At 64.5% G+C, this 19908-nt stretch carries 22 protein-coding genes; 18 read left to right on the forward strand and 4 right to left on the reverse strand.

The window, feature by feature from the left end; genetic code table 11:
- Positions 1-53: 53 nt before the first annotated feature.
- Positions 54-1031, reverse strand: a complete 978-nt coding sequence (gene ylqF / locus C8C93_RS12020) for a ribosome biogenesis GTPase YlqF (RefSeq protein WP_055398883.1) — start codon at positions 1029-1031, stop codon at positions 54-56.
- 94 nt (positions 1032-1125) lie between these two features.
- Here ylqF and C8C93_RS12025 point away from each other — a divergent pair, with 94 nt between their 5' ends.
- Positions 1126-1377: a hypothetical protein gene (locus C8C93_RS12025; protein WP_121507050.1), complete on the forward strand. Its 252-nt coding sequence runs from the start codon at positions 1126-1128 to the stop codon at positions 1375-1377.
- 11 nt (positions 1378-1388) lie between these two features.
- Complete coding sequence (locus C8C93_RS12030; protein WP_121507051.1) at positions 1389-1604, forward strand: oxidoreductase-like domain-containing protein; 216 nt, start codon at positions 1389-1391, stop codon at positions 1602-1604.
- Positions 1605-1690: 86 nt separating this feature from the next.
- Here C8C93_RS12030 and gshA read toward each other — a convergent pair whose 3' ends face one another.
- Both gshA and C8C93_RS12040 read right to left on the reverse strand, forming a co-directional pair.
- Positions 1691-3217, reverse strand: coding sequence for a glutamate--cysteine ligase (gene gshA, locus C8C93_RS12035; protein ID WP_121507052.1), 1527 nt, complete (start codon positions 3215-3217; stop codon positions 1691-1693).
- A 71-nt stretch (positions 3218-3288) separates the two neighbouring features.
- The gene (locus C8C93_RS12040) at positions 3289-4197 is read right to left on the reverse strand and encodes an SDR family oxidoreductase (protein WP_121507053.1); all 909 of its coding nucleotides are present in this window, start codon (positions 4195-4197) and stop codon (positions 3289-3291) included.
- A gap of 359 nt (positions 4198-4556) precedes the next feature.
- Here C8C93_RS12040 and C8C93_RS12045 point away from each other — a divergent pair, with 359 nt between their 5' ends.
- From C8C93_RS12045 to tolA, 13 genes are all read left to right on the forward strand, one after another.
- Positions 4557-4838, forward strand: coding sequence for a DUF427 domain-containing protein (locus tag C8C93_RS12045; protein ID WP_055398894.1), 282 nt, complete (start codon positions 4557-4559; stop codon positions 4836-4838).
- Positions 4839-5089: 251 nt separating this feature from the next.
- On the forward strand, positions 5090-5272 hold the full coding sequence (locus C8C93_RS25005) for a hypothetical protein (protein WP_147433766.1): 183 nt from the start codon (positions 5090-5092) through the stop codon (positions 5270-5272).
- Positions 5273-5404: 132 nt separating this feature from the next.
- A complete protein-coding gene (locus C8C93_RS12050; protein ID WP_121507054.1) occupies positions 5405-6043 on the forward strand; it encodes a DUF938 domain-containing protein in 639 nt (212 codons plus the stop codon).
- Between the two features lie 13 nt (positions 6044-6056).
- Positions 6057-6353: a 2Fe-2S iron-sulfur cluster binding domain-containing protein gene (locus tag C8C93_RS12055; RefSeq protein WP_055398898.1), complete on the forward strand. Its 297-nt coding sequence runs from the start codon at positions 6057-6059 to the stop codon at positions 6351-6353.
- A 215-nt stretch (positions 6354-6568) separates the two neighbouring features.
- Entirely contained in the window at positions 6569-8254 is a 1686-nt protein-coding gene (locus C8C93_RS12060) for a DUF2235 domain-containing protein (RefSeq protein ID WP_121507055.1), read from the forward strand.
- Between the two features lie 175 nt (positions 8255-8429).
- On the forward strand, positions 8430-9551 hold the full coding sequence (ribBA, locus tag C8C93_RS12065; RefSeq protein ID WP_121507056.1) for a bifunctional 3,4-dihydroxy-2-butanone-4-phosphate synthase/GTP cyclohydrolase II: 1122 nt from the start codon (positions 8430-8432) through the stop codon (positions 9549-9551).
- Between the two features lie 5 nt (positions 9552-9556).
- Positions 9557-10021 (forward strand): 6,7-dimethyl-8-ribityllumazine synthase, encoded by a 465-nt coding sequence (ribH, locus tag C8C93_RS12070; protein ID WP_121419471.1) that lies wholly within the window; start codon positions 9557-9559, stop codon positions 10019-10021.
- Positions 10018-10575: a transcription antitermination factor NusB gene (nusB, locus tag C8C93_RS12075; protein ID WP_121507057.1), complete on the forward strand. Its 558-nt coding sequence runs from the start codon at positions 10018-10020 to the stop codon at positions 10573-10575. The genes ribH and nusB overlap by 4 nt, the downstream gene beginning before the upstream one ends.
- A 108-nt stretch (positions 10576-10683) precedes the next feature.
- Complete coding sequence (locus C8C93_RS12080; protein ID WP_121507058.1) at positions 10684-11868, forward strand: pyridoxal phosphate-dependent aminotransferase; 1185 nt, start codon at positions 10684-10686, stop codon at positions 11866-11868.
- Between the two features lie 6 nt (positions 11869-11874).
- Positions 11875-12294, forward strand: a complete 420-nt coding sequence (gene ybgC, locus C8C93_RS12085) for a tol-pal system-associated acyl-CoA thioesterase (RefSeq protein ID WP_121419468.1) — start codon at positions 11875-11877, stop codon at positions 12292-12294.
- Positions 12291-13004 carry a protein TolQ gene (gene tolQ / locus C8C93_RS12090; RefSeq protein ID WP_055398908.1) on the forward strand — a complete coding sequence of 238 codons (714 nt, stop codon included), beginning with the start codon at positions 12291-12293 and terminating at the stop codon, positions 13002-13004. The genes ybgC and tolQ overlap by 4 nt, the downstream gene beginning before the upstream one ends.
- A 14-nt stretch (positions 13005-13018) precedes the next feature.
- Positions 13019-13447 (forward strand): ExbD/TolR family protein, encoded by a 429-nt coding sequence (locus tag C8C93_RS12095; RefSeq protein ID WP_055398910.1) that lies wholly within the window; start codon positions 13019-13021, stop codon positions 13445-13447.
- Between the two features lie 30 nt (positions 13448-13477).
- Positions 13478-14446, forward strand: a complete 969-nt coding sequence (gene tolA / locus C8C93_RS12100; protein ID WP_121507059.1) for a cell envelope integrity protein TolA — start codon at positions 13478-13480, stop codon at positions 14444-14446.
- 120 nt (positions 14447-14566) lie between these two features.
- On the opposite strand, the gene C8C93_RS12105 is transcribed toward tolA, so the two are convergent.
- Positions 14567-15907 (reverse strand): MFS transporter, encoded by a 1341-nt coding sequence (locus C8C93_RS12105; protein ID WP_055402920.1) that lies wholly within the window; start codon positions 15905-15907, stop codon positions 14567-14569.
- A 247-nt stretch (positions 15908-16154) separates the two neighbouring features.
- On the opposite strand from C8C93_RS12105, the gene cyoA reads away from it, so the two are divergent.
- The 3 genes from cyoA to cyoC all read left to right on the forward strand — a co-directional run bounded on the left by cyoA (position 16155) and on the right by cyoC (position 19907).
- Entirely contained in the window at positions 16155-17210 is a 1056-nt protein-coding gene (cyoA, locus tag C8C93_RS12110) for a ubiquinol oxidase subunit II (RefSeq protein WP_121507060.1), read from the forward strand.
- Positions 17211-17275: 65 nt separating this feature from the next.
- The gene (cyoB, locus tag C8C93_RS12115; RefSeq protein WP_055402916.1) at positions 17276-19279 is read left to right on the forward strand and encodes a cytochrome o ubiquinol oxidase subunit I; all 2004 of its coding nucleotides are present in this window, start codon (positions 17276-17278) and stop codon (positions 19277-19279) included.
- Entirely contained in the window at positions 19272-19907 is a 636-nt protein-coding gene (gene cyoC / locus C8C93_RS12120) for a cytochrome o ubiquinol oxidase subunit III (protein ID WP_121507061.1), read from the forward strand. The genes cyoB and cyoC overlap by 8 nt, the downstream gene beginning before the upstream one ends.
- Position 19908: the final 1 nt, after the last annotated feature.

Here is a 19908-nt window from a genome sequence, read left to right on the forward strand (position 1 = left end):
CAACGCCGACGGCGGGCATGCTGCGCGCCCGCTGGGATGCGCCGGGAACCCGGTCAGTCCGTGCCGTCGTCGCTGCCCGGTGCAGGCTCGCGCACACCCGAACCCTTGCCTTTGGACTTGGCGCGCGCATCCTTCTTGGCCTGGCGCTTGGCGTCTTCGGCCAAGCCCGCAGCGCGCCAGGCTTCAAACTCGGTGGGCGTCTCCAGCGTGATGCGGCCCAGGATGGCGGTGCGGAAATCCGTCATCACGATCTCAGCCGTCTTTTGCAGGTTGACCTTGCCGCCGCCCAGCATGGCACCGCGTTTGCGGCCAATGGCTTCGAGCAGCTCTTCGTCGTGCATCGTTGCCACGGCCCCCTCGGGCAGGCCCAGTTTGTAGCGAGCCTCCAACAGTGGGGCGTAGTTTTTCTGCAGGCGGCGTAGCAGCTCCAGCGCCACCAACTCCTCGTCGTAGGCATTGCGGCCCACCGCGCCGCTGGCGGCCAAGTTGTAGCCGCTTTCGGGCACCACAATGCGCGGCCACAGCATGCCGGGCGTGTCCCACAGGTAGAAGTCGTCGGCCAGGGTGATGCGCTGTTCCAGCTTGGTGATGCCGGCCTCGTCGCCCGTCTTGGCCTGGCGCTTGTTGCTGAGCGTGTTGATGAGCGTGGACTTGCCCACGTTGGGCACGCCGCAGATCAGCACCCGCATGGGCTTGGCCATGCCGCCCCGGTTGGGCGACAGCAGGTGGCACGCGTCAATCAGCTTGCGCGTGGGGGCCGGGTCGGACGCATCGAGTGGCAAGGCGCGCGTGTCGCTCTGGGCGTTGTACCAGTCCACCCACTGCGCCGTGCGCTCGGGGTCGGCCACGTCCTGCTTGTTGAGCACCTTGAGCGTGGGCTTGTGGCCGGTGATCTCGGCCAGCAGCGGGTTGGCGCTGGAGCCGGGCAGGCGGGCGTCCAGCACCTCGATCACCACGTCAATGTCCTTGATGCGTTCGGTGATGGCTTTACGGGTCAGGTGCATGTGACCGGGGAACCACTGGATGGCCATGCGGGGGTACTTTCTTCTTGGTTCAACAGGTTCTAAGGGTGGCAAGGATAATCGCGGTCCCACTTGCCCTACGCCACGGCGTTGTTTGACCTTCATGCCAGCCCCTCTCGACACCCCGCGCAAAGCCACCGCCACCAAGGCCCACAAGGATCTGCTGTTCAAGAGCGTGACCTTGGCCCTGATTGGTCTGGTCATCCTGCTGGCGCCGTACGTCGCCCGCTCTGCCAGCGTGCGCGATCTGATGAGCCAGGCGGCCCTGGTGGGCTGGTTTGCGCTGGTGCTGGGCATTGCGTTTGGGGTGCAGTACGCCGTGCGCCGCGCCAAGTCCGGGCGCCACAAGCCGTGAGTTCACTCACCATGGCAACCCCGGCCCGCGCTGTAGACGGCGCGACCGCGCAGCAGATGTTCCAGTCGCTGCAGCAATGCGCTGCAGACATGGGCATTACGCTGCGCACCCCGCCGCCCGAGCCCACCACCTGCTGTGGGCGCGGGTGCAATGGCTGCGTATGGGAGGGCTTTCTGGACGCGGCCGAATACTGGCGGCAAGAGGCGCTGCTGCAGCTGCAAGGCTGAAATTAGCGTCTAAACAGCCTCTAGCGCTTGATGAATAAGCGCAAGCAGCTATCAAATCAGGAGTTTCCTGACGCCTGCGCGCCCCATCACCCGAGCTCCTTCACCGCCATGTACTGCTCGCGCCATTCTTCAAACGGCAGCGTGTCTGCCGCCTCGATGGCTTTCTGCGCGGCAATCGATTCATCTGCCATCGCCAGGTAGCGCGCCTGCTGTTCAGGCGTCCACGGCAGGCCCAGCAACGCATCGCGCGCAGCGATGGACTGCTGGCGGGCAAAGGATTCAAAGCTGTTGTGGTGGCTCTGCACGATGCTGTCGAGAACGCGGGCCGATGGTGTGCGCTCGGGCGCAGCCATCAGCGCGCGGGCATCGCGCAGCGCGGTGCTGTAGTCGTCGGTGCCATGGGTGGCATCCAGCGCGGCAGCCAGCGTCTCGCAGGCGGCCAGCACCTCGGCACCCCATTCGGTCAGCGGCACGCTCTGGCCGTTGCGCGACAGGTGCAAACCGGGCTCGCGGCCCCGCTCTGCGGTGAGGTGCTGGTTCTGCTTGAGTTCGGCAATTTCGGCCGGCGTGTCCGGCGGGCTGTCGGACAGCAGGCAGTGCAGCAGGAACACATCCAGCAGGCGCATGGTGGGCGCGGTGATGCCCACGGGCACAAACGGGTCCAGGTCCATCAGGCGCACTTCCACGTATTCCACACCCCGCTCGCGCAGCGCGTGCAGCGGGCGCTCACCGGTGCGCACGGTGCGCTTGGGGCGGATGGTGCCGTAGAACTCATTTTCGATCTGCAGCAGGCTGGTGCCCAGCTGGTTGTAGTCGCCACCGGGGTTGCGCACGCCGACGGTTTCGTAGGCGGGGTACGGCTTGGTCAACGCCTCGTGCAGCGAGTTGGCGTAGCCCGTCAGGCCGTTGTAGCTCACGGCCAGCGTGGCCTGCGCGTCGCTCTGGTAGCCCAGGCGGCCCATGCGCAGCGACGTGGCGTGGGGCAGGTACAGCGCGCTGCCGCCCTCCATGCGCTCTAGGCGGTGCTCGCGCCCTTCCACAAAACAGGGGCACAAGGCGGGCGACGCGCCGAACAGGTACAGCAGCACAAACGCGTGGCGGCGGAAGTTGCGGATGAGCGCGAAATACTGCTCGCTGTCCACGCCCGGCAGCGACCAGTTGTAGTGAATGCCCGAGATGGTCTGCATGCGGCGGCCATAGCGGTGGCCCAGGCCCATGCGGTACACGCTCTTGGCGCGGCCCACATTGGAGCTGCCGTAGCGGCCAATCGGAATCGTCTCGTCGGTGGGCAGGCCGCAGGGCATGCTGGAGGCCCACAGCAGCTCGCCACCGCTGTCCTTGAGGGTGTGGTGCACAAACTGATGCACCTCGGTCAGCTCATCCAGGCACTGCTGCACGCCCTTGTGGGCGCCGGTGATCAGCTCCAGCTGCGACTCGCTGTAATCGGTCGTGATCAGCGGGTGCGTGAGGGCAGAGCCCAGGGCCAGCGGGTGGGGTGTAAGGGCCAGGCCGCCGGTGGGCAGCACGCGCAGCCCTTCCTTTTCGATGCCGCGGCGAATCCCCCCCAGGGCGTCCGCCGGGTAGGCGGCCAGTCTCTCGTGCAGTGTGCTCATATGTTTATACCGATCCAACTTCTGTCGGCCCGGAACTTAGCACGTTGAGCGCTGGCCTGCCTCTGGGGAAATCAAGCCCTTGCGGCCAAGGCCTTTCCAACTTCGTTGGTTCCTTGGGCTGCGCCACTTTGTGGTACTTGCTCGCCGGCACGGTCCGTCACCTGGGCCAGGTGGGCCGCCAGTTGCTCGGGCACATCGGCGCCAATGCCCAGATGAACGCCCTGCGTCAGGGTGATGTGGGCGGCCTCAAACGTGCCCGCGCCCGCACACAGGATGGTGCGCGTGGGCGCGCTTTCATGCGCCAGCACCAGCATGGCGGGCACCACGGCCTCGGGCTTCAGGGCGTCCAGCACTTCCTGGGGCATCAGGCCCTCGGTCATGCGCGTGGCGGCCGTGGGGGCCAGGGCGTTCACGTGGATGTTGTACTTGGCGCCCTCGATGGCCAGGGTCTGCATCAGCCCCACCTGGGCCAGCTTGGCCGCACCGTAGTTGGCCTGGCCGAAGTTCCCATACAGACCGGTGGACGACGTGGTCATCACGATGCGGCCATATTGCTGGGCCACCATGTGCGGCCACACGGCCTTGCAGCAGTTGGCGGCGCCCATCAGGTGCACATCCACCACCAGGCGGAAGTCGTCCATGCTCATCTTGGCGAACGACTTGTCGCGCAGGATGCCTGCGTTGTTGACCAGCACATCCACCCGGCCCCAGGCGTCGATGGCCTGCTGCACCATGGCCTCGACTGCGGCAAAGTCGGTGACGGATGCGCCGTTGGCCAGCGCCTCGCCGCCCGCAGCACGGATCTCATCGACCACGGCCTGCGCCGCACCCACGGTACCGCCGCTGCCGTCCACCGCGCCGCCCAGATCGTTGACCAGCACCTTGGCGCCCCGCGCTGCCAAAGCCAATGCATGCTGGCGGCCCAGGCCACCGCCTGCGCCCGTCACGATGGCCACACGGCCTTTGAAATCAATACCCATGGTGAAGGTTCTCCTGTCCTGTTGTCTTGGTTGGTCCATCAATCAGTGGAATAGAAACGAAACGCATCTCTCTAAACCGCCTCTGGCGCCCAGCCCCAATGTGCGGGCACCGCGCGCTGCACTGTAAGCCACGCGGCGCTGGCCGCCGGTTGCGCAGGCGACTGAATAAATGAAGGCATATCCGTCTAAAACCTTGCGTTCCCAGAGGCCCGTGCACAGCTGCGGCGCATTGGGAATAATCAGCCTCGCAATCCCGTTCCGGGGGCTTGCTGCCGCAGCGGCACCCCTTTACTCACAATTTCATAGCTAACAGCGCTTATAAATCAAGCGCCAGCGGCCATTTTTACCAAGGATTTCCCATGAAAGCAGTCTGGAACGGCGTAGTAGTTGCCGAAAGCGACGACACCGTGGTGGTGGAGGGCAACCACTACTTCCCCGAAAGCGCGCTCCACCGCGACTACTTCACCTTCAGCAACCACAAGACCACCTGCGCCTGGAAGGGCCAGGCCAGCTACCTGTCGCTGCTGGTCAACGGCGAAATGAACACCGACGCCGCCTGGTTCTACGCCGACCCCAAGCCCGAAGCCGAAGAAATCAAAGGCCGCGTGGCGTTCTGGAAGGGCGTGAAGGTCACCCCCTGAACACCCCGCAGCCCACCACCTGCGGGTTATCCCTGCCAGCACTGGACAATCATGTGGATAAGTTTTGACAAGCCCTGTATGACAACGCCAAGTGCTTGATTTGTAAAGGATCACCCTGCACTGCCCAATTTTTAGGCAACTCAGAACACCATGGCGATGGTTATCCCGTTCTGCACTGGACAATGGTGTGGATAACCTTGGATAAGCCTTGTATGGCTGCTTTAAGTGATTGATTTACAAGGAATATCCTTGTGACGCTCAAAAAACAGGCAATTACAAAACCCGATCCGCCCGCGCTGCCAACGCCCTCAAACGGCCCCAAAAACCCCCGGTTATCCCTTCCCGGACTGGACAATCTTGTGGATAACTCTGAACAAGCCTTGTATGACAGTTTTAAGTCATTGATTTACAAGGAAACTTCTTATCCCGCCTAAAAAACAGGCAGTGCAGCCTGGACAAAGCATCTGAGGTACAGTCCCCGTCGGCATTCTTCGAAGTGCTCATTATTTCATAGCTACTAGCGCTTACCAGATAAGCGCTAGAGGCTAAAAATACCAAAATATTTAGTGACCACCGCCCCCCTCCAGCACAGCCCCGCCGCCGAACGCAACCAGGGCCCCATCCTGGCGAAGCTGCTGGCCCTGTTGGCACCTACCGGCGCCGCGCTGGAGATTGCCAGCGGCACCGGCCAGCACGCCGCGCACTTTGCAACCGCCCTGCCCGGCTGGACCTGGCAGCCCACAGACCTGCACAACACCCACTTCGCATCGATCACCGCCTGGGCCGAGCAGGCAGGTGCCCGCAACGTGCGGGCGCCACAGCGACTGGACGTGCTGCATGACCGCTGGCCCAGCGAAGGCCCGGCGTTCGGCGCCGCGTCGTTCGACCTGGTCTACTGCGCCAACATGCTGCACATCGCGCCCTGGGCCTGCTGCACGGGGCTGATGCAAGGCGCCGCCCGCCACCTGACGCCGGGCGGCCACCTCGTCACCTACGGCCCGTACCTGGAAGATGGCGTGCCCACCGCGCCTGGCAACCTGTCTTTCGACGCCAGCCTGCGCGCACAAGACGGCGACTGGGGCATCCGCCGCATCGAAGACGTGGCCGCCGTCGCCGCCCAGGCCGACCTGCAACTGGCCGCACGGCATGCGATGCCCGCCAACAACCTGCTGCTGGTTTGGACACACGCCTCCCGCAACGCTTGAAGAAACGCACCCCATGAACACACCCACCGCAGCCCCCTTTTTCATCGCCAAGGTCGAGCCCGACGGCCAGCAATGCGACGCCTGGCCCGAGCAGCCTCTGCTGTTGTCGCTGGAGCAAGGCGGCATCGACTGGCCCAGCTCCTGCCGCAACGGCACCTGCCGCACCTGCCTCGGCATGCTGATCGAAGGCGAAGTGCGTTATGCCATCGAGTGGCCCGGCCTGTCTGCCGAAGAAAAGGCCGAGGGCTGCGTGCTGCCCTGCGTGGCCTACCCAGCAAGCGACGTGCGGTTGCAAGCGCAAAGCATCTGACGTTGGCTGAAGGGGCCTGCCCCCTGCCCCGGCTCGCCCCCCCGAATGGCGCTTTCCTGCTTGCCATGCCCGGCAGTAGTCACCCAGAATCTGCGGCACATACATTGAGTACTTACGCCAATCGGGATGCTGCAACCGGCTTTGCCGTGGGCGTGTCGCTTGCCTGAGCACTGTTTGCGTCAGTCATGATTGGTTGCAGAGCGAGGGGGGACTTCATGAACGCATTTGCCACACCGGCCGCAGTAGCCACGAATCCACCGCGCGCCGCCTACCGTCCCCCCACCCGCGCGGACATCCTGACCCAGTGCATCGCGGCGGACGCGCAATGGGCCGAAAAGCCTGGCCGTAACCTGGTGCTGCTGTTCGACGGCACCGGCAACATTCTGGGCAACCAGCAGGACACCAATGTGGTCAAACTGCTGCGCATGCTCGGCAAGGGCCACGACCCATCGGGCAAGGAGCCCACCCAGCTCGTTTACTACGACCCCGGCGTGGGCACGACCAACGAGTTCCCGGCGGACGGGATCGTGTCCGAGGCCAAGAACCAGCTGCGCCAACTGGCAGGTCTGGCACTGGGCAACGGCGTGTTCCCCAACATCGCAGAGGCCTACCGGTTCCTCGTCAATACCTACCAGCGGGGCGACCGGATCTACCTGTTCGGCTTCTCGCGCGGCGCATTCACGGCGCGGTCGGTGGCCGGGATGATCAACATGTACGGCCTGATCCACACCGAGGGGCTGCCGCTCATCGAAACGCTGGTGCGCACCTACTTTGCGCCGCGCGGCCACAAAAACCAGGCCGGCACCAAAGACCGGGAGAAATTTGCGGAGGACGTGATCCACAACTTCTCGCTGGGCCGCACGCCGCTGGTGCACTTCGTGGGCGTGTGGGACACGGTGGAGGCCATCGGCCTGGGCGGACTGGGCAGCATCAAGATCAGCAACTCCACCGACTTCGACTGCAAGCGCTTTGCCCACGTGCGCCATGCCATGTCGCTGTATGAATCGCGCAGCAAGTACACGCCCCGCCGCTACGAAGACCCGCACTTCACCGCCGAGGAGCAGCCCTGGCGCAGCTACGACCAGCGCTGGTTCCGCGGCGTGCACAGCGACGTGGGCGGCTCGTACGCGCGCGACGGGCTGTCCAACATCACGCTGGCCTGGATGGTGGACGAAGCCGCTGCCCACGGCTTGCGGGTGGACAAGAGCCGGCTGCAGCCCGGCGACCCGCTCACCGCCATGCACGACCAGGCGTATGACTGCCCCTACTGGGTCTGGACCGGCCTGAACGCCCGTGGCCGTGAGACCAGCGACTTCATCGACCCCACGGCCCGCCCGGTGGGCGGCGCCGTGCCCGCCAGCACCGTGCCGCGCACGCAACCCTGGCGCTGGATGGGCATAGCGCTGGCAGCCGCCACGGCCGTGCTGTACGCCATCACCACCCTCGCCGGCTACCGCGCCTGCGACCTGGATACCGCGCCGTTGTGGCTGCAGATCCTGCCCACGGGCTTTCAGCTGTCGGCCCACTGGCATGCCAGCTGGGAGGTGATGTGTAACGCCGAGGGCGTGCGCCGCGTCATCGCCTTGGATTGGGCCCTTCTCGCCTGCTACACCCTGTGGCTGGCCTACCCGATGGCGTGGGCCGTGCGGCGGCTGGTCGCACGGGCCGTGCCGCCGGGCCGGGCCCTGGGTGGCCTTTCGCGCCATGCACACTGGGCGATGGGCACGCTCGTGGTGTCGGACCTCGTGGAAAACTTTGCCACGCTGCACATGCACCTCGCCCACTGGCCCACAGTGCTGACGGTGGCCAGCGGCGTCAAGATGCTGTCCCTGATGCTGCTGGTCGGCTTGATCGTGGCCGGCGCGCTGGCCGGGCATGACGGCGGCCGCTCGACTGCGTGATCCGCCTTGGCCGCGCCCCAAGTGAACTAAAATCTCGGCTTTCGGGGCGCAGAGCGCTCCCGCACCGTGCGGCCAGCCCCGCACTGCCCGCTCTTTGGAATCGACCCGCCCGGGTCGTGGCCGGACAGCGTGCGGTGCGCGCCACCCGCGCGGCCCACCGAAAGCCCGCCCTTCCATGACCTCCCCCCTCACCCCCGTGCCGATCTCCCCCGTCGAGGACATCGTGGCCGAGATGCGCGCCGGGCGCATCGTCATCCTGGTGGATGAAGAAGACCGCGAAAACGAAGGCGACCTCGTCCTGGCCGCCGACCACGTGACGCCCGAGGCCATCAACTTCATGGCCCGCTTCGGCCGGGGCCTGATCTGCCTGACATTGAGCCGCGAGCGCTGCGAGTTCCTCAAGCTGCCGCCCATGGCCGCGCGCAACGGCACGGTGTACAGCACGGCGTTCACCGTCTCCATCGAAGCCGCCGAGGGCGTGACCACCGGCATCTCGGCCGCCGACCGCGCCCGCACCGTGCAGGTGGCCGTGGACCGCAACAGCCAGCCCAGCGACCTCGTGCAGCCCGGTCACATCTTCCCGCTGCAGGCAGTGGACGGCGGCGTGCTCATGCGCGCAGGCCATACCGAAGCTGGTTGCGACCTGGCCGCCATGGCAGGCTGCAGCCCCGCATCGGTGATCTGCGAGATCATGAAGGACGACGGCACCATGGCCCGCCTGCCCGATCTGCAGCTGTTTGCGGCCGAGCATGGCCTGAAGATCGGCACCATTGCCGACCTCATCGAATACCGCAGCCGCAACGAGTCGCTGGTCGAAAAGGTCGGCACGCGCACGCTGCAGACCGCCTACGGCGAATTTACCGCCCACGCCTTCCGCGACAAACCCAGCCAGGCCGTGCACCTGGCACTGGTCAAGGGCCAGTGGAGCGCCGACGACGTGGTACCTGTGCGCGTGCACGAGCCGCTGTCGGTGTTCGACGCGCTCGAAGTCAACCGCTCCATGCACTCGTGGGGCCTCGATACCAGCCTGCAATACCTCGTCAAGCAAGGCAAGGGCGTGGCCGTGCTGCTCAACTGCGGTGAAAGCGCCGCCCAGCTGCTGGCCCAGTTTGAAGGCACCGCCCGCGCGGCGCAGGCCCCCGAACGCGGCCGCATGGACCTGCGCACCTATGGCGTGGGCGCGCAGATCCTGCGCGAATGTGGGGTGCACAAGATGGCTCTGATGGGCCAGCCCCGCCGCATGCCCAGCATGGCCGGCTACGGCCTCGAAATCACCGGCTTCATCCCCAAGGAATAAAGAACATGTTTGGCGCAGACAAAGGAACAGCGGACAAGCTGGACGGCAAGAAATTGCACATCGGCATCGTGCAGGCCCGCTTCAACGAGAGCATCACCAACACGCTGGCGGCCGCCTGCCGCGCCGAGTTGCTCGCGCTGGGTGTGCAAGAGAAAAACATCAAGCACGTGCTGGTGCCCGGCGCACTGGAGGTGCCCGTGGCCTTGCAGGCCATGGCCGAAAGCGATGAATTCGACGCGCTGATCGCGCTGGGCTGCATCATCCGTGGCGAGACCTACCACTTCGAACTGGTGGCCAACGAATCCGGCGCGGGCGTCACGCGCCTGTCGCTGGACTACCAGATCCCGATTGCCAACGCCATCATCACCACCGAAAACGTCGAGCAGGCCATCGCCCGCCAGACCGAAAAAGGCACCGATGCCGCCCGCGTTGCGGTGGAAATGGCCAACCTGCTGGACGAGCTGTCATGAGCGAAAACACCCCCACGCCGTCCTCGGCACGCCCGCCCAAGCAGGCCCGCACCGGGCTCAAGAGCACGGGCACGCGCAAGGCAGCCTCCAAGTCCAACCGCAGCCGCGCGCGCGAATTCGCGCTGCAGGCGCTGTACCAGCACCTGGTGGGCGGCAACGATGCGCACGCCATCGACGCGTTCACCCGCGACCTAGCGGGCTTTCACAAGGCCGATTCGGTGCACTACGACGCACTGCTGCACGGCTGCATCAACACCGCCGCCGACCTGGACGCGCTGATCACCCCGCTGCTGGACCGCAAGATGGCCGAGATCTCGCCCATCGAGCATGCCGTGATGTGGATCGGCGTGTACGAGTTTCAGCACTGCCTGGACGTGCCATGGCGTGTGGTGCTCAACGAGTGCATTGAGCTTGCCAAAGAGTTTGGCGGCACCGATGGCCACAAGTACGTGAACGCCGTGCTCAACGGCCTGGCTCCCAAGCTGCGTGCGCTGGAAGTGGCGGCCGACAAGGCTCCGGGCGCAATACCTGGCGCGCCCGTCGACGAAGCCTGAGCGCACCCCGCCGAAAGGCTCGCGCGCGTGCAACCCACTGCCACGCACGGGGCCTTCTTTCTTGAGTTTCCGAGCAACACCCGACCCGCACGGGCAGGACACCTTCCCATGAAGTTTTCCACGCGCGCTGAGCGCATCGAACCGTTCTATGTGATGGAGGTCGCCAAGGCCGCGCAGGCCCTGGCCCGCGAGGTGGCGGGCACGCGCGAGCCGATGATCTTCCTGAACATTGGCGAGCCGGACTTCACCGCGCCGCCCCTGGTGCAAGAAGCCGCAGCCCGCGCCGTGCACAGCGGCGCCACGCAGTACACCAATGCGCTGGGGCTGGATGCGCTGCGCGAGCGCATCAGCGGCTGGTACCAGAGCCGCTTTGGCGTCAACGTGCCCGCACGCCGCATCGTGGTCACGGCCGGTGCTTCGGCCGCGCTGCAGCTGGCGTGCCTGGCGCTCATCGAGTCGGGCGACGAGATCCTGATGCCCGACCCGAGCTACCCCTGCAACCGCCACTTCGTGAGCGCCGCAGAAGGCAAGGCCGTACTGCTGCCCACCACGGCGGCCGAGCGCTACCAGCTGAGCGCCGACAAGGTGCGCGCCGCCTGGGGCGAGCAGACGCGGGGCGTGTTGCTGGCATCGCCATCCAACCCCACGGGTACTTCGATTGCGCCCGATGAGCTGCGCCGCATCCACGACGTGGTGCGTGCGCACGACGGCATCACGATGATCGACGAGATCTACCTGGGCCTGTCGTACGAGGAAGAGTTTGGCCACACCGCACTGGCCATCGACGACAACATCATCAGCATCAACAGCTTCAGCAAGTACTTCAACATGACCGGCTGGCGCCTGGGCTGGATGGTGGTGCCCGAAGCCATGGTGCCGGTGGTCGAGCGCCTGGCGCAGAACCTGTTCATCTGCGCCAGCACCGTGTCGCAACACGCGGCGCTGGCCTGCTTCGAGGCAGAGAGCATTGCTGAATACGAACGCCGCCGCGCCGAGTTCAAGGCCCGGCGCGACTTCTTTATCCCCGCCCTGCAGTCCATGGGCCTTTCGGTGCCGGTGATGCCCGACGGTGCCTTCTACGCCTGGGCGGACTGCACGCAGGCCGCCGAGCGCCTGGGTGTCAGCGGCAGCTGGGACTTTGCTTTTGAGCTGATGCGCCGTGCGCACATCGCCGTGACGCCAGGGCGTGACTTCGGCACGGCCGAGCCAGAACGGTTTGTGCGCTTTTCCACCGCCAACTCCATGGCGCAACTCCAAGAGTCTGTGGCGCGGCTGCGCAGCGTGCTGGGGTAACGCGCGATGGCATTCGAGTTCCCCATCCGCGTGTATTGGGAGGACACCGATGCCGGCGGCATCGTGTTCTATGCCAACTACCTCAAATTCTTCGAGCGCGCTCGCACCGAATGGCTGCGGTCGCTGGGCGTGGGTCAGCAGCGATTGCGGGAACAAACCGGGGGCATGTTTGTCGTAACCGATGCCCAGCTTCGCTACCACCGGCCTGCACGGCTGGACGATGAACTGATTGTTACCGCCGCCCTGCAGGCCTCGGGCCGCGCATCGTTGACAATAGTGCAGCGCGCGCTCCTGAAACCAGAGCAGATGACCGAACAAGCCCCTTTGTTGCTAAGCGAAGGCACCATCCGCATCGGATGGGTTGATGCTGCCACCATGCGCCCCGCAAGAATTCCGAACACCCTGCTGGAACAACTCTCACCATGAACTCCCAAGACATGTCCATCATCACCCTGGTGCTGCACGCCAGCTGGGTGGTGCAACTCGTGATGCTGCTGTTGCTGGGCGTCTCCGTCGCCAGTTGGGCAGCCATCTTCCGCAAGCTGTTTTCGCTCAAGCGCGTGAAAGCGCTCAATGAGGATTTCGAGCGCGAGTTCTGGTCGGGCACCAGCCTGAACGATCTGTACGCCAGCGCCGCACAAAACGCCAAGCAGGCCGGTCCCATGGAACGTATTTTTGCCAGTGGCATGCGTGAATACCAGAAGCTGCGTGAGCGCCGCATCGTGGACCCCGGCACCCTGCTCGACGGCGCACGCCGCGCCATGCGCGCGAGCTTCCAGCGCGAGATGGACGTGGTCGAATCGAGCCTTTCATTCCTGGCGTCGGTCGGCTCCGTGTCGCCGTACGTGGGCCTGTTTGGCACCGTGTGGGGCATCATGCACGCGTTCACCGGCTTTGCGGGCATGGAACAGGTCACGCTGGCCACTGTGGCGCCTGGCATTGCCGAAGCCCTGGTGGCTACCGCGATCGGCCTGTTTGCCGCCATCCCCGCTGTGATCGCCTACAACCGCTTTGCCCGCGACATCGACCGCGTGGCCACGCACCAGGAGACCTTCATCGAAGAGTTCTCCAACATCCTGCAGCGCAATCTGGGCGCCCAGCCCGCACCCGCAGGCCATACGGCCTCGGGCCACTGAGCACGGAGGCCCACATGCCCGCCATGGCATCCCGCGGTCGAGGCCGCCGCACCATCAACGAGATCAACATGGTCCCGTTCATCGACGTGATGCTGGTGCTGCTCATCATCTTCATGGTGACGGCACCCATGCTGACGCCGGGCGTTGTTGATGTGCCCAGCGTGGGCAAAGGCAAGAACATGCCCAAGGTGGTGGCCCAGGTCATCGTCAACAAGGACGGCACGCTGCAGTTCAAGACGCCCGAAGCCACACGCAGTCTGAACCAGCGCGAGATCGGCGACGCAGCCAGCCGCTGGCAGAAGGCCCAGGGTGCTGACAGCGCCAGTGCCGTGGTCATCAGCGCCGACAAGGGCGTGCAGTACGAAAACGTGGTGAAGGCCATGGATGCCTTGCAAAAGGCGGGCGTGCAACGCGTGGGTCTTTCCGTCAAACAGGGTGGTTGAACCGAACGCACGCCCGCCGCTCTGAAGCCCATGCACGCCCACAACGACCGCGACCAGTTTTCCCCGCCCCGCCCCCCGGCACGCTTGCGCGCCATTTCACTGGCGGTGCTTGTGCATGTCGTGCTCATCGGTGCGCTCACCTGGGGCGTGAACTGGAAGAACAGCGCCGACCAGCCTGCGGTGGAGGCCGAACTGTGGGCTGCGGTGCCCCAGCAGACCGCACCACGCGCCGTGGAGCCCCCGCCGCCACCACCCGCTCCCCCGGAAGTGCGTCCGCCCGCTCCGCCACCACCACCGCCCCCCCGCGCCGTGGAGCCGCCCGACACGCGCGAGGCGGACATCGCCATCGAACGCGAAAAAAAGCGCCTGGAGCAGGAGAAGAAGGCGCGCGAGCAGCAGTTGGAACGTGAAAAGCGCGACCGTGAGCGCAAGGAAGACGAACGCCGCGACCGCCAGGAGCAGGAAAAGAAGGAACGCCTGCAAAAGGAAAAGGAAAAAGAAAAGGAACAGCGCGAAAAGCAGCTGGCTGAGCAGAAGAAGGCCGAGCAGGACAAGCAAAAGAAGCTGGCCGAAGACAAGCGCAAGGCCGACGAAGCCGCCAAGCGCAAGGCCGACGCGGAGGCCAAACAGCTGGCAGAACAGCGGGAAGCCAACCTGCGCCGCCTCCAGGGCCTGGCGGGGGCCACGGGCGGCGAGAACGCCACAGGCACAGCCCAGCGCAGCGCTGGTCCGTCGGGCAGCTATGGCGGCAAGGTTGCAGCCAAGGTCAAGCCCAACATCGTGTACCCCGACGCGATCTCAGGCAACCCGCGCGCCGAGGTGGAAGTCCGCCTTTCGCCCGATGGCACCATCGTGGGCAAACGCCTGGTGCAGTCCAGCGGCAACAAGGCCTGGGATGACGCAGTGCTCCGCGCCCTGGACAAGACCGAGACCCTGCCGCGCGATGTGGATGGCCGCGTGCCGCCTTCACTGACCATTGGCTTCAGGCCACAAGACTGAGCCTCCACAAAAAAAAGCGCCCGGTAGTACCGGGCGCTCTTTTTTTTAGAGCAATTTTAGCCTCTAGCGCTTTGTAGACAAGCGCAAATAGCTATACAAACAATAGCAAATCTCTGCCGCTTACCGGTCCCGGCGCTCCATGCGCCGATTCAGGTTCAGCGCGCCCAGCGTGCAGGCCACGCCCGACAGCAAATACACCGTGACCGCCAGCAGCCCGAATTGGGCCGACAGGTACAGGGCCACCAGCGGTGCAAACGCGGCGCCAATGATCCAGGCAAGGTCGGCCGAGAGAGCTGCGCCCGTGTAGCGGTACTGGGGCGAAAAATTGGCCGTGACCGTGCCCGACGCCTGGCCATACGACAAGCCCAGCAGCACAAAACCCAGCAGCAGGAACATGGTGCTGCCCACCTCGCCCGAGTTGAGCAGCACGGGGGCCATGAAGCTGAACACGCCGATCAACACCGCCATGCCGCCCAGCAGCTTGCGGCGGCCCAGGTGGTCCGACAGCCAGCCAGACACCATGATGGCCCCCGCTGCCAGAAAGGCGCCTACGATCTGCACGCCCAGAATCTGGGTCACCGGCTGGTCCGAATACAGCGTGATCCAAGACAGCGGGAACACCGTGACCAGGTGGAACAGCGCAAAGCTGGCCAGCGCGGCAAAAGCACCCAGCACCACATTGCTGCCTTCGTCACGGATCACTCGGCTCACAGGCACGGGCTGCAGTTCACGCTCTTGCAGCAGCTCGGCGTACGACTGCCCCACCACCAGGCGCAGGCGGGCAAACAGGGCCACCACGTTCACGGCAAAGGCCACGAAGAAGGGATAACGCCAGCCCCAGGCCAGAAATTCCTGCACGCTGAGGCTGCTGTACAGATAGGCAAACAGACCCGCCGCCAGCACAAACCCGACCGGCGCGCCCAACTGTCCGATCATGGCAAACCAGCCCCGCCGTTCCTTGGGCGCCGACATGGCCAGCAGCGACGGCAGGCCGTCCCAAGAACCGCCGAGCGCCAGACCCTGGCCAATGCGCAGGATCAGCAGCGCCACCACGGCAGTCAGGCCCGCGTCCTTGTAGCCCGGCAAGAACGCCATCCCCACCGTGCACACGCCCAGCAGGAATAGTGCAATGGTCAGCTTGGTGCCCCGGCCCCAGCGCCGCTGGATGGCCATGGAAATGGCCGTGCCCACCGGGCGCACGACAAAAGCGACCGCCAGCAGCGCAAACGCCATCAGCGTGCCATCCAGGCGCGAGAGGAATGGAAAGAGGAAGGACGGGAAGACGAGAACGCAGGCGATCCCGAAAACGAAGAAGTCGAAATACTCGGACGAGCGTCCGATGATCACGCCCACAGCAATTTCGCTGGGGGTCACGTCTTCATGCGTATCAGCCCGCGAGAGAGAAGCGGGGCTTTCTTCAAAGCCGGCCGCAGGGTAAGTGGCAGAGGCGGGGCTGCTCATGAACAGGGCTCCTTGTCGTTGTTTGGATAAGACATTCTGGTTCTACACGCAAGTTTGATCTGGGACAAGTGCGGTTTCACTATGCCATGTGCAGGACAACACCGCAGCGGCCGGAAATGCACCAAAGTGGGGCGCATTACTTTGACCTTGGACAAAATGTCCAATGTACAAAAAAGCTAGGGCTATTACATTCGACGGCACTTCGTTATCCGCGTTTACCCTTAAACGCCTTGGTTGCGCCTGTCACATGTCCAAACTACCTTTACCTCGCGTGCCTGTCTGGCTCGCCGCCATGGCCGCCCTGGGCAGCCTGGCTGGCTGCAGCAAGGCGGTCGTCCTCAACCCTGCCGGCGACGTCGCGGCCCAACAAGGCCACATGGTCATTCAGGCCACGCTGCTGATGCTGATCATCATCGTTCCGGTGATTGCCCTCACCCTGTGGTTTGCCTGGAAGTACCGCCAGAACAACACTGCAAATACCGAGGCCGACTACGACCCCGACTGGCACCACTCCACCACGCTGGAGCTGGTGATCTGGACCGTGCCGCTCTTGATCGTCATCGCCCTCGGCGCCCTGACCTGGATCGGCACCCACAAGCTCGACCCCTACCGCCCGCTGGACCGCATCTCGGCCAGCAAACCGCTGGACGCCCAATCCACCCCCATGGAAGTGCAGGTGGTGGCCATGGACTGGAAGTGGCTGTTCTTCTACCCTGAGCTGGGCATTGCCACCGTGAATGAACTGGCTGCGCCGGTGGACCGCCCCATCCTGTTCAAGCTCACGGCCACGTCCACGATGAACGCGTTTTACGTGCCCGACCTCGCCGGCATGATCTACGCGATGCCCGGCATGCAGACCGAGCTGAACGCCGTGATCAACCAACCGGGCGTGTACAAGGGCATGTCCTCGCACTACAGCGGCGCTGGCTTCTCGGGCATGACGTTCAAGTTCCATGGCCTGAGCGAGAGCGACTTCGCGCAGTGGGTGGCCAAGACCAAGTCCGAAGGCAAGCCACTTACACGCCAGGCCTACATGGACCTGGCCAAGCCCAGCGAGCGCGACCCCGTGCAGCGCTTTGCCAGCGTGGAAGAAGGCCTGTATGACAAGGTACTGAACCGCTGTGTCGAAGACGGCAAGATGTGCATGCACCACATGATGGCCATTGACGAGAACGGCGGTGACGCCTATGTGCGCGCCGTGGGCCTGAATCTGCCGCAGGACGTATGCACCTCGCAGAACGCCGCCCAGGTGGTGGCCAGCCTGGAAGCCCGCCACGTACCGCGCTCCAACTCCGCCCAATGATCCGCCCTTGATTTGCCATGTCGGCGCCCGTGCCAAGCGGGTGTTGGCATCTTCCAAAGACCTTTATGTCCTCCGCACCTGATACCGCATCCCATTGGGCCTTGGGCCGAATCACCTGGGATTCCATACCGATGGCGCACGAGCCCATCGTGCTCTGGACCTTTGTCGCCACCGTGCTGGGTGGCCTGGCCGTGATGGCCGCCATCACCAAATTCCGCCTGTGGGGCACGCTGTGGCGCGACTGGATCTGCAGCATCGACCACAAGCGCATCGGCATCATGTACATGATCCTCGGCCTCGTGATGCTGCTGCGCGGCTTTGCCGACGCCGTGATGATGCGCCTGCAGCAGGCCATGGCCTTTGGCGACAACATGGGCTACCTGCCGCCGCACCACTATGACCAGATCTTCACCGCCCACGGCGTGATCATGATCTTCTTCGTGGCGATGCCGCTGGTCACGGGCCTCATGAACTACCTCGTGCCGCTGCAGATCGGCGCGCGCGACGTGTCGTTCCCGTTCCTCAACAACTTCAGCTTCTGGATGACCACGGCAGGCGCGATTCTGGTGATGGTGTCGCTGTTCCTGGGCGAGTTCTCCACATCCGGCTGGCTGGCACTGTCCAACCTGGGGGCGCAGGACCCCGGCGTGGGGCTCGACTACTACATCTGGGCCCTGCAGATTGCGGGGGTGGGCACCACGCTCTCGGGCATCAACCTGATCGTCACCATCATCAAGATGCGCGCACCCGGCATGAACCTGATGCGCATGCCCGTCTTCACCTGGACTGCCCTGTGCACCAACGCGCTGATCGTGGCCTCGTTCCCGGTGCTGACGGCAGCGCTCGTACTGATGTCGCTGGACCGCTATGTCGGCACCAACTTCTTCACGAACGACCTGGGCGGCAACGCCATGCTGTACGTGAACCTGATCTGGATCTGGGGCCACCCCGAGGTGTACATCCTGATCCTGCCGTGCTTCGGCATCTTCTCTGAAGTGGTGGCCACGTTCTGCAAGAAGCGGCTGTTCGGCTACACCTCCATGGTCTACGCCACGGTGGTGATCACCATCCTGTCGTACCTGGTGTGGCTGCACCACTTCTTCACCATGGGCTCGGGTGCGAGCGTGAATACCTTCTTTGGCATCACCACGATGATCATCTCGATCCCCACGGGCGCGAAGATCTTCAACTGGCTGTTCACCATGTACAAGGGCCGCATCCGCTTCGAGCTGCCCATGATGTGGACCGTGGCCTTCATGGTGACGTTCGCCATCGGCGGCATGACCGGCGTGCTGCTGGCCGTGCCCCCGGCCGACTTCGTGCTGCACAACAGCCTGTTCCTGATCGCCCACTTCCACAACGTGATCATCGGCGGCGTGCTGTTTGGCCTGTTCGCGGGCATCAACTACTGGTATCCCAAGGCCTTCGGCTACAAGCTCGACCGCACCTGGGGCGTGCGCTCGTTCTGGCTGTGGGTGGTGGGCTTCTGGGTGGCGTTCGGTCCGCTGTATGTGCTGGGCCTGATGGGCGTCACGCGCCGTGCCAACCATTTTGAAGACCCGTCGCTGCAGATCTGGTTCGTGATCGCCGCCATCGGCGCCGCAATGATTGCTGCGGGCATCGCCTGCTTCCTGATCCAGATCGTGGTGAGCTACCTCAAGCGCGACCAGCTGCGCGACCACACGGGCGACCCGTGGGATGCGCGCACGCTCGAATGGGCCACCTCATCGCCCCCGCCCGACTACAACTTTGCCTTCACCCCCGTCGTGCATGAAATCGATGCGTGGTGGGACATGAAGAAGCATGGATACAAGCGCCCGCTCGGCGGCTTTGCGCCCATCCACATGCCTGCCAACACCGGCTCGGGCGCGGTCATCTCGGCCTTGTCGCTGGTCTTTGGCTTCGCGCTGATCTGGCACATGTGGCTGCTCGCGGGCGTGTCGTTTGCCGCGCTGCTGCTGGCTTCGATCATCCACACGTTCAACTACAAGCGTGACTTCTACATCCCGGCGTCCCAAGTCGCTGCCACCGAAGAAGCCCGCACACTCCAACTGGCACGCCATGTCTGAACTCCGCCTCAACGCTGGCGCCGCCGCAGGCGCCCTGGCCCCGCGCGACTACCACCTTGCGCACGAGCCCCATCCCGAAAACGGCACCGCACTGGGCTTCTGGCTCTACCTGATGAGCGACTGCCTCATCTTTGCCGCCCTGTTTGCCACCTATGGCGTGCTGGGCCGCAGCTATGCGGCAGGTCCCACCGGCGCGCAAATGTTCGACCTGACGCTGGTGGCCATCAACACGGCCTTCCTGCTGCTGTCGTCCATCACCTTCGGTTTTGCCATGCTGCGCAAGCAGCAAAAGGATGTGAAAGGCACGCTGCTGTGGCTGGCCGTCACCGGCTTCTTCGGCCTGTGCTTCCTGGGCCTCGAACTCTATGAGTTTGCCCACCTGATCCACCAGGGCGCCACGCCCCAGCGCAGCGCCTTCCTGTCAGCCTTCTTCACGCTCGTGGGCACCCACGGCCTGCACGTGACCTTCGGTCTGATCTGGCTGGTGGTGCTGATGGTGCAGATCGGCAAACACGGCCTGATCCCTGCCAACACCCGCCGCCTGATGTGCCTGTCGATGTTCTGGCACTTTCTGGACGTGGTCTGGATTGGCGTCTTCACCTTTGTGTACCTGATGGGAGTGCTGTAAC

Origin of the sequence: Acidovorax sp. 93 (assembly GCF_003633835.1) — a bacterium.
Lineage (GTDB): Bacteria > Pseudomonadota > Gammaproteobacteria > Burkholderiales > Burkholderiaceae_C > Acidovorax > Acidovorax facilis.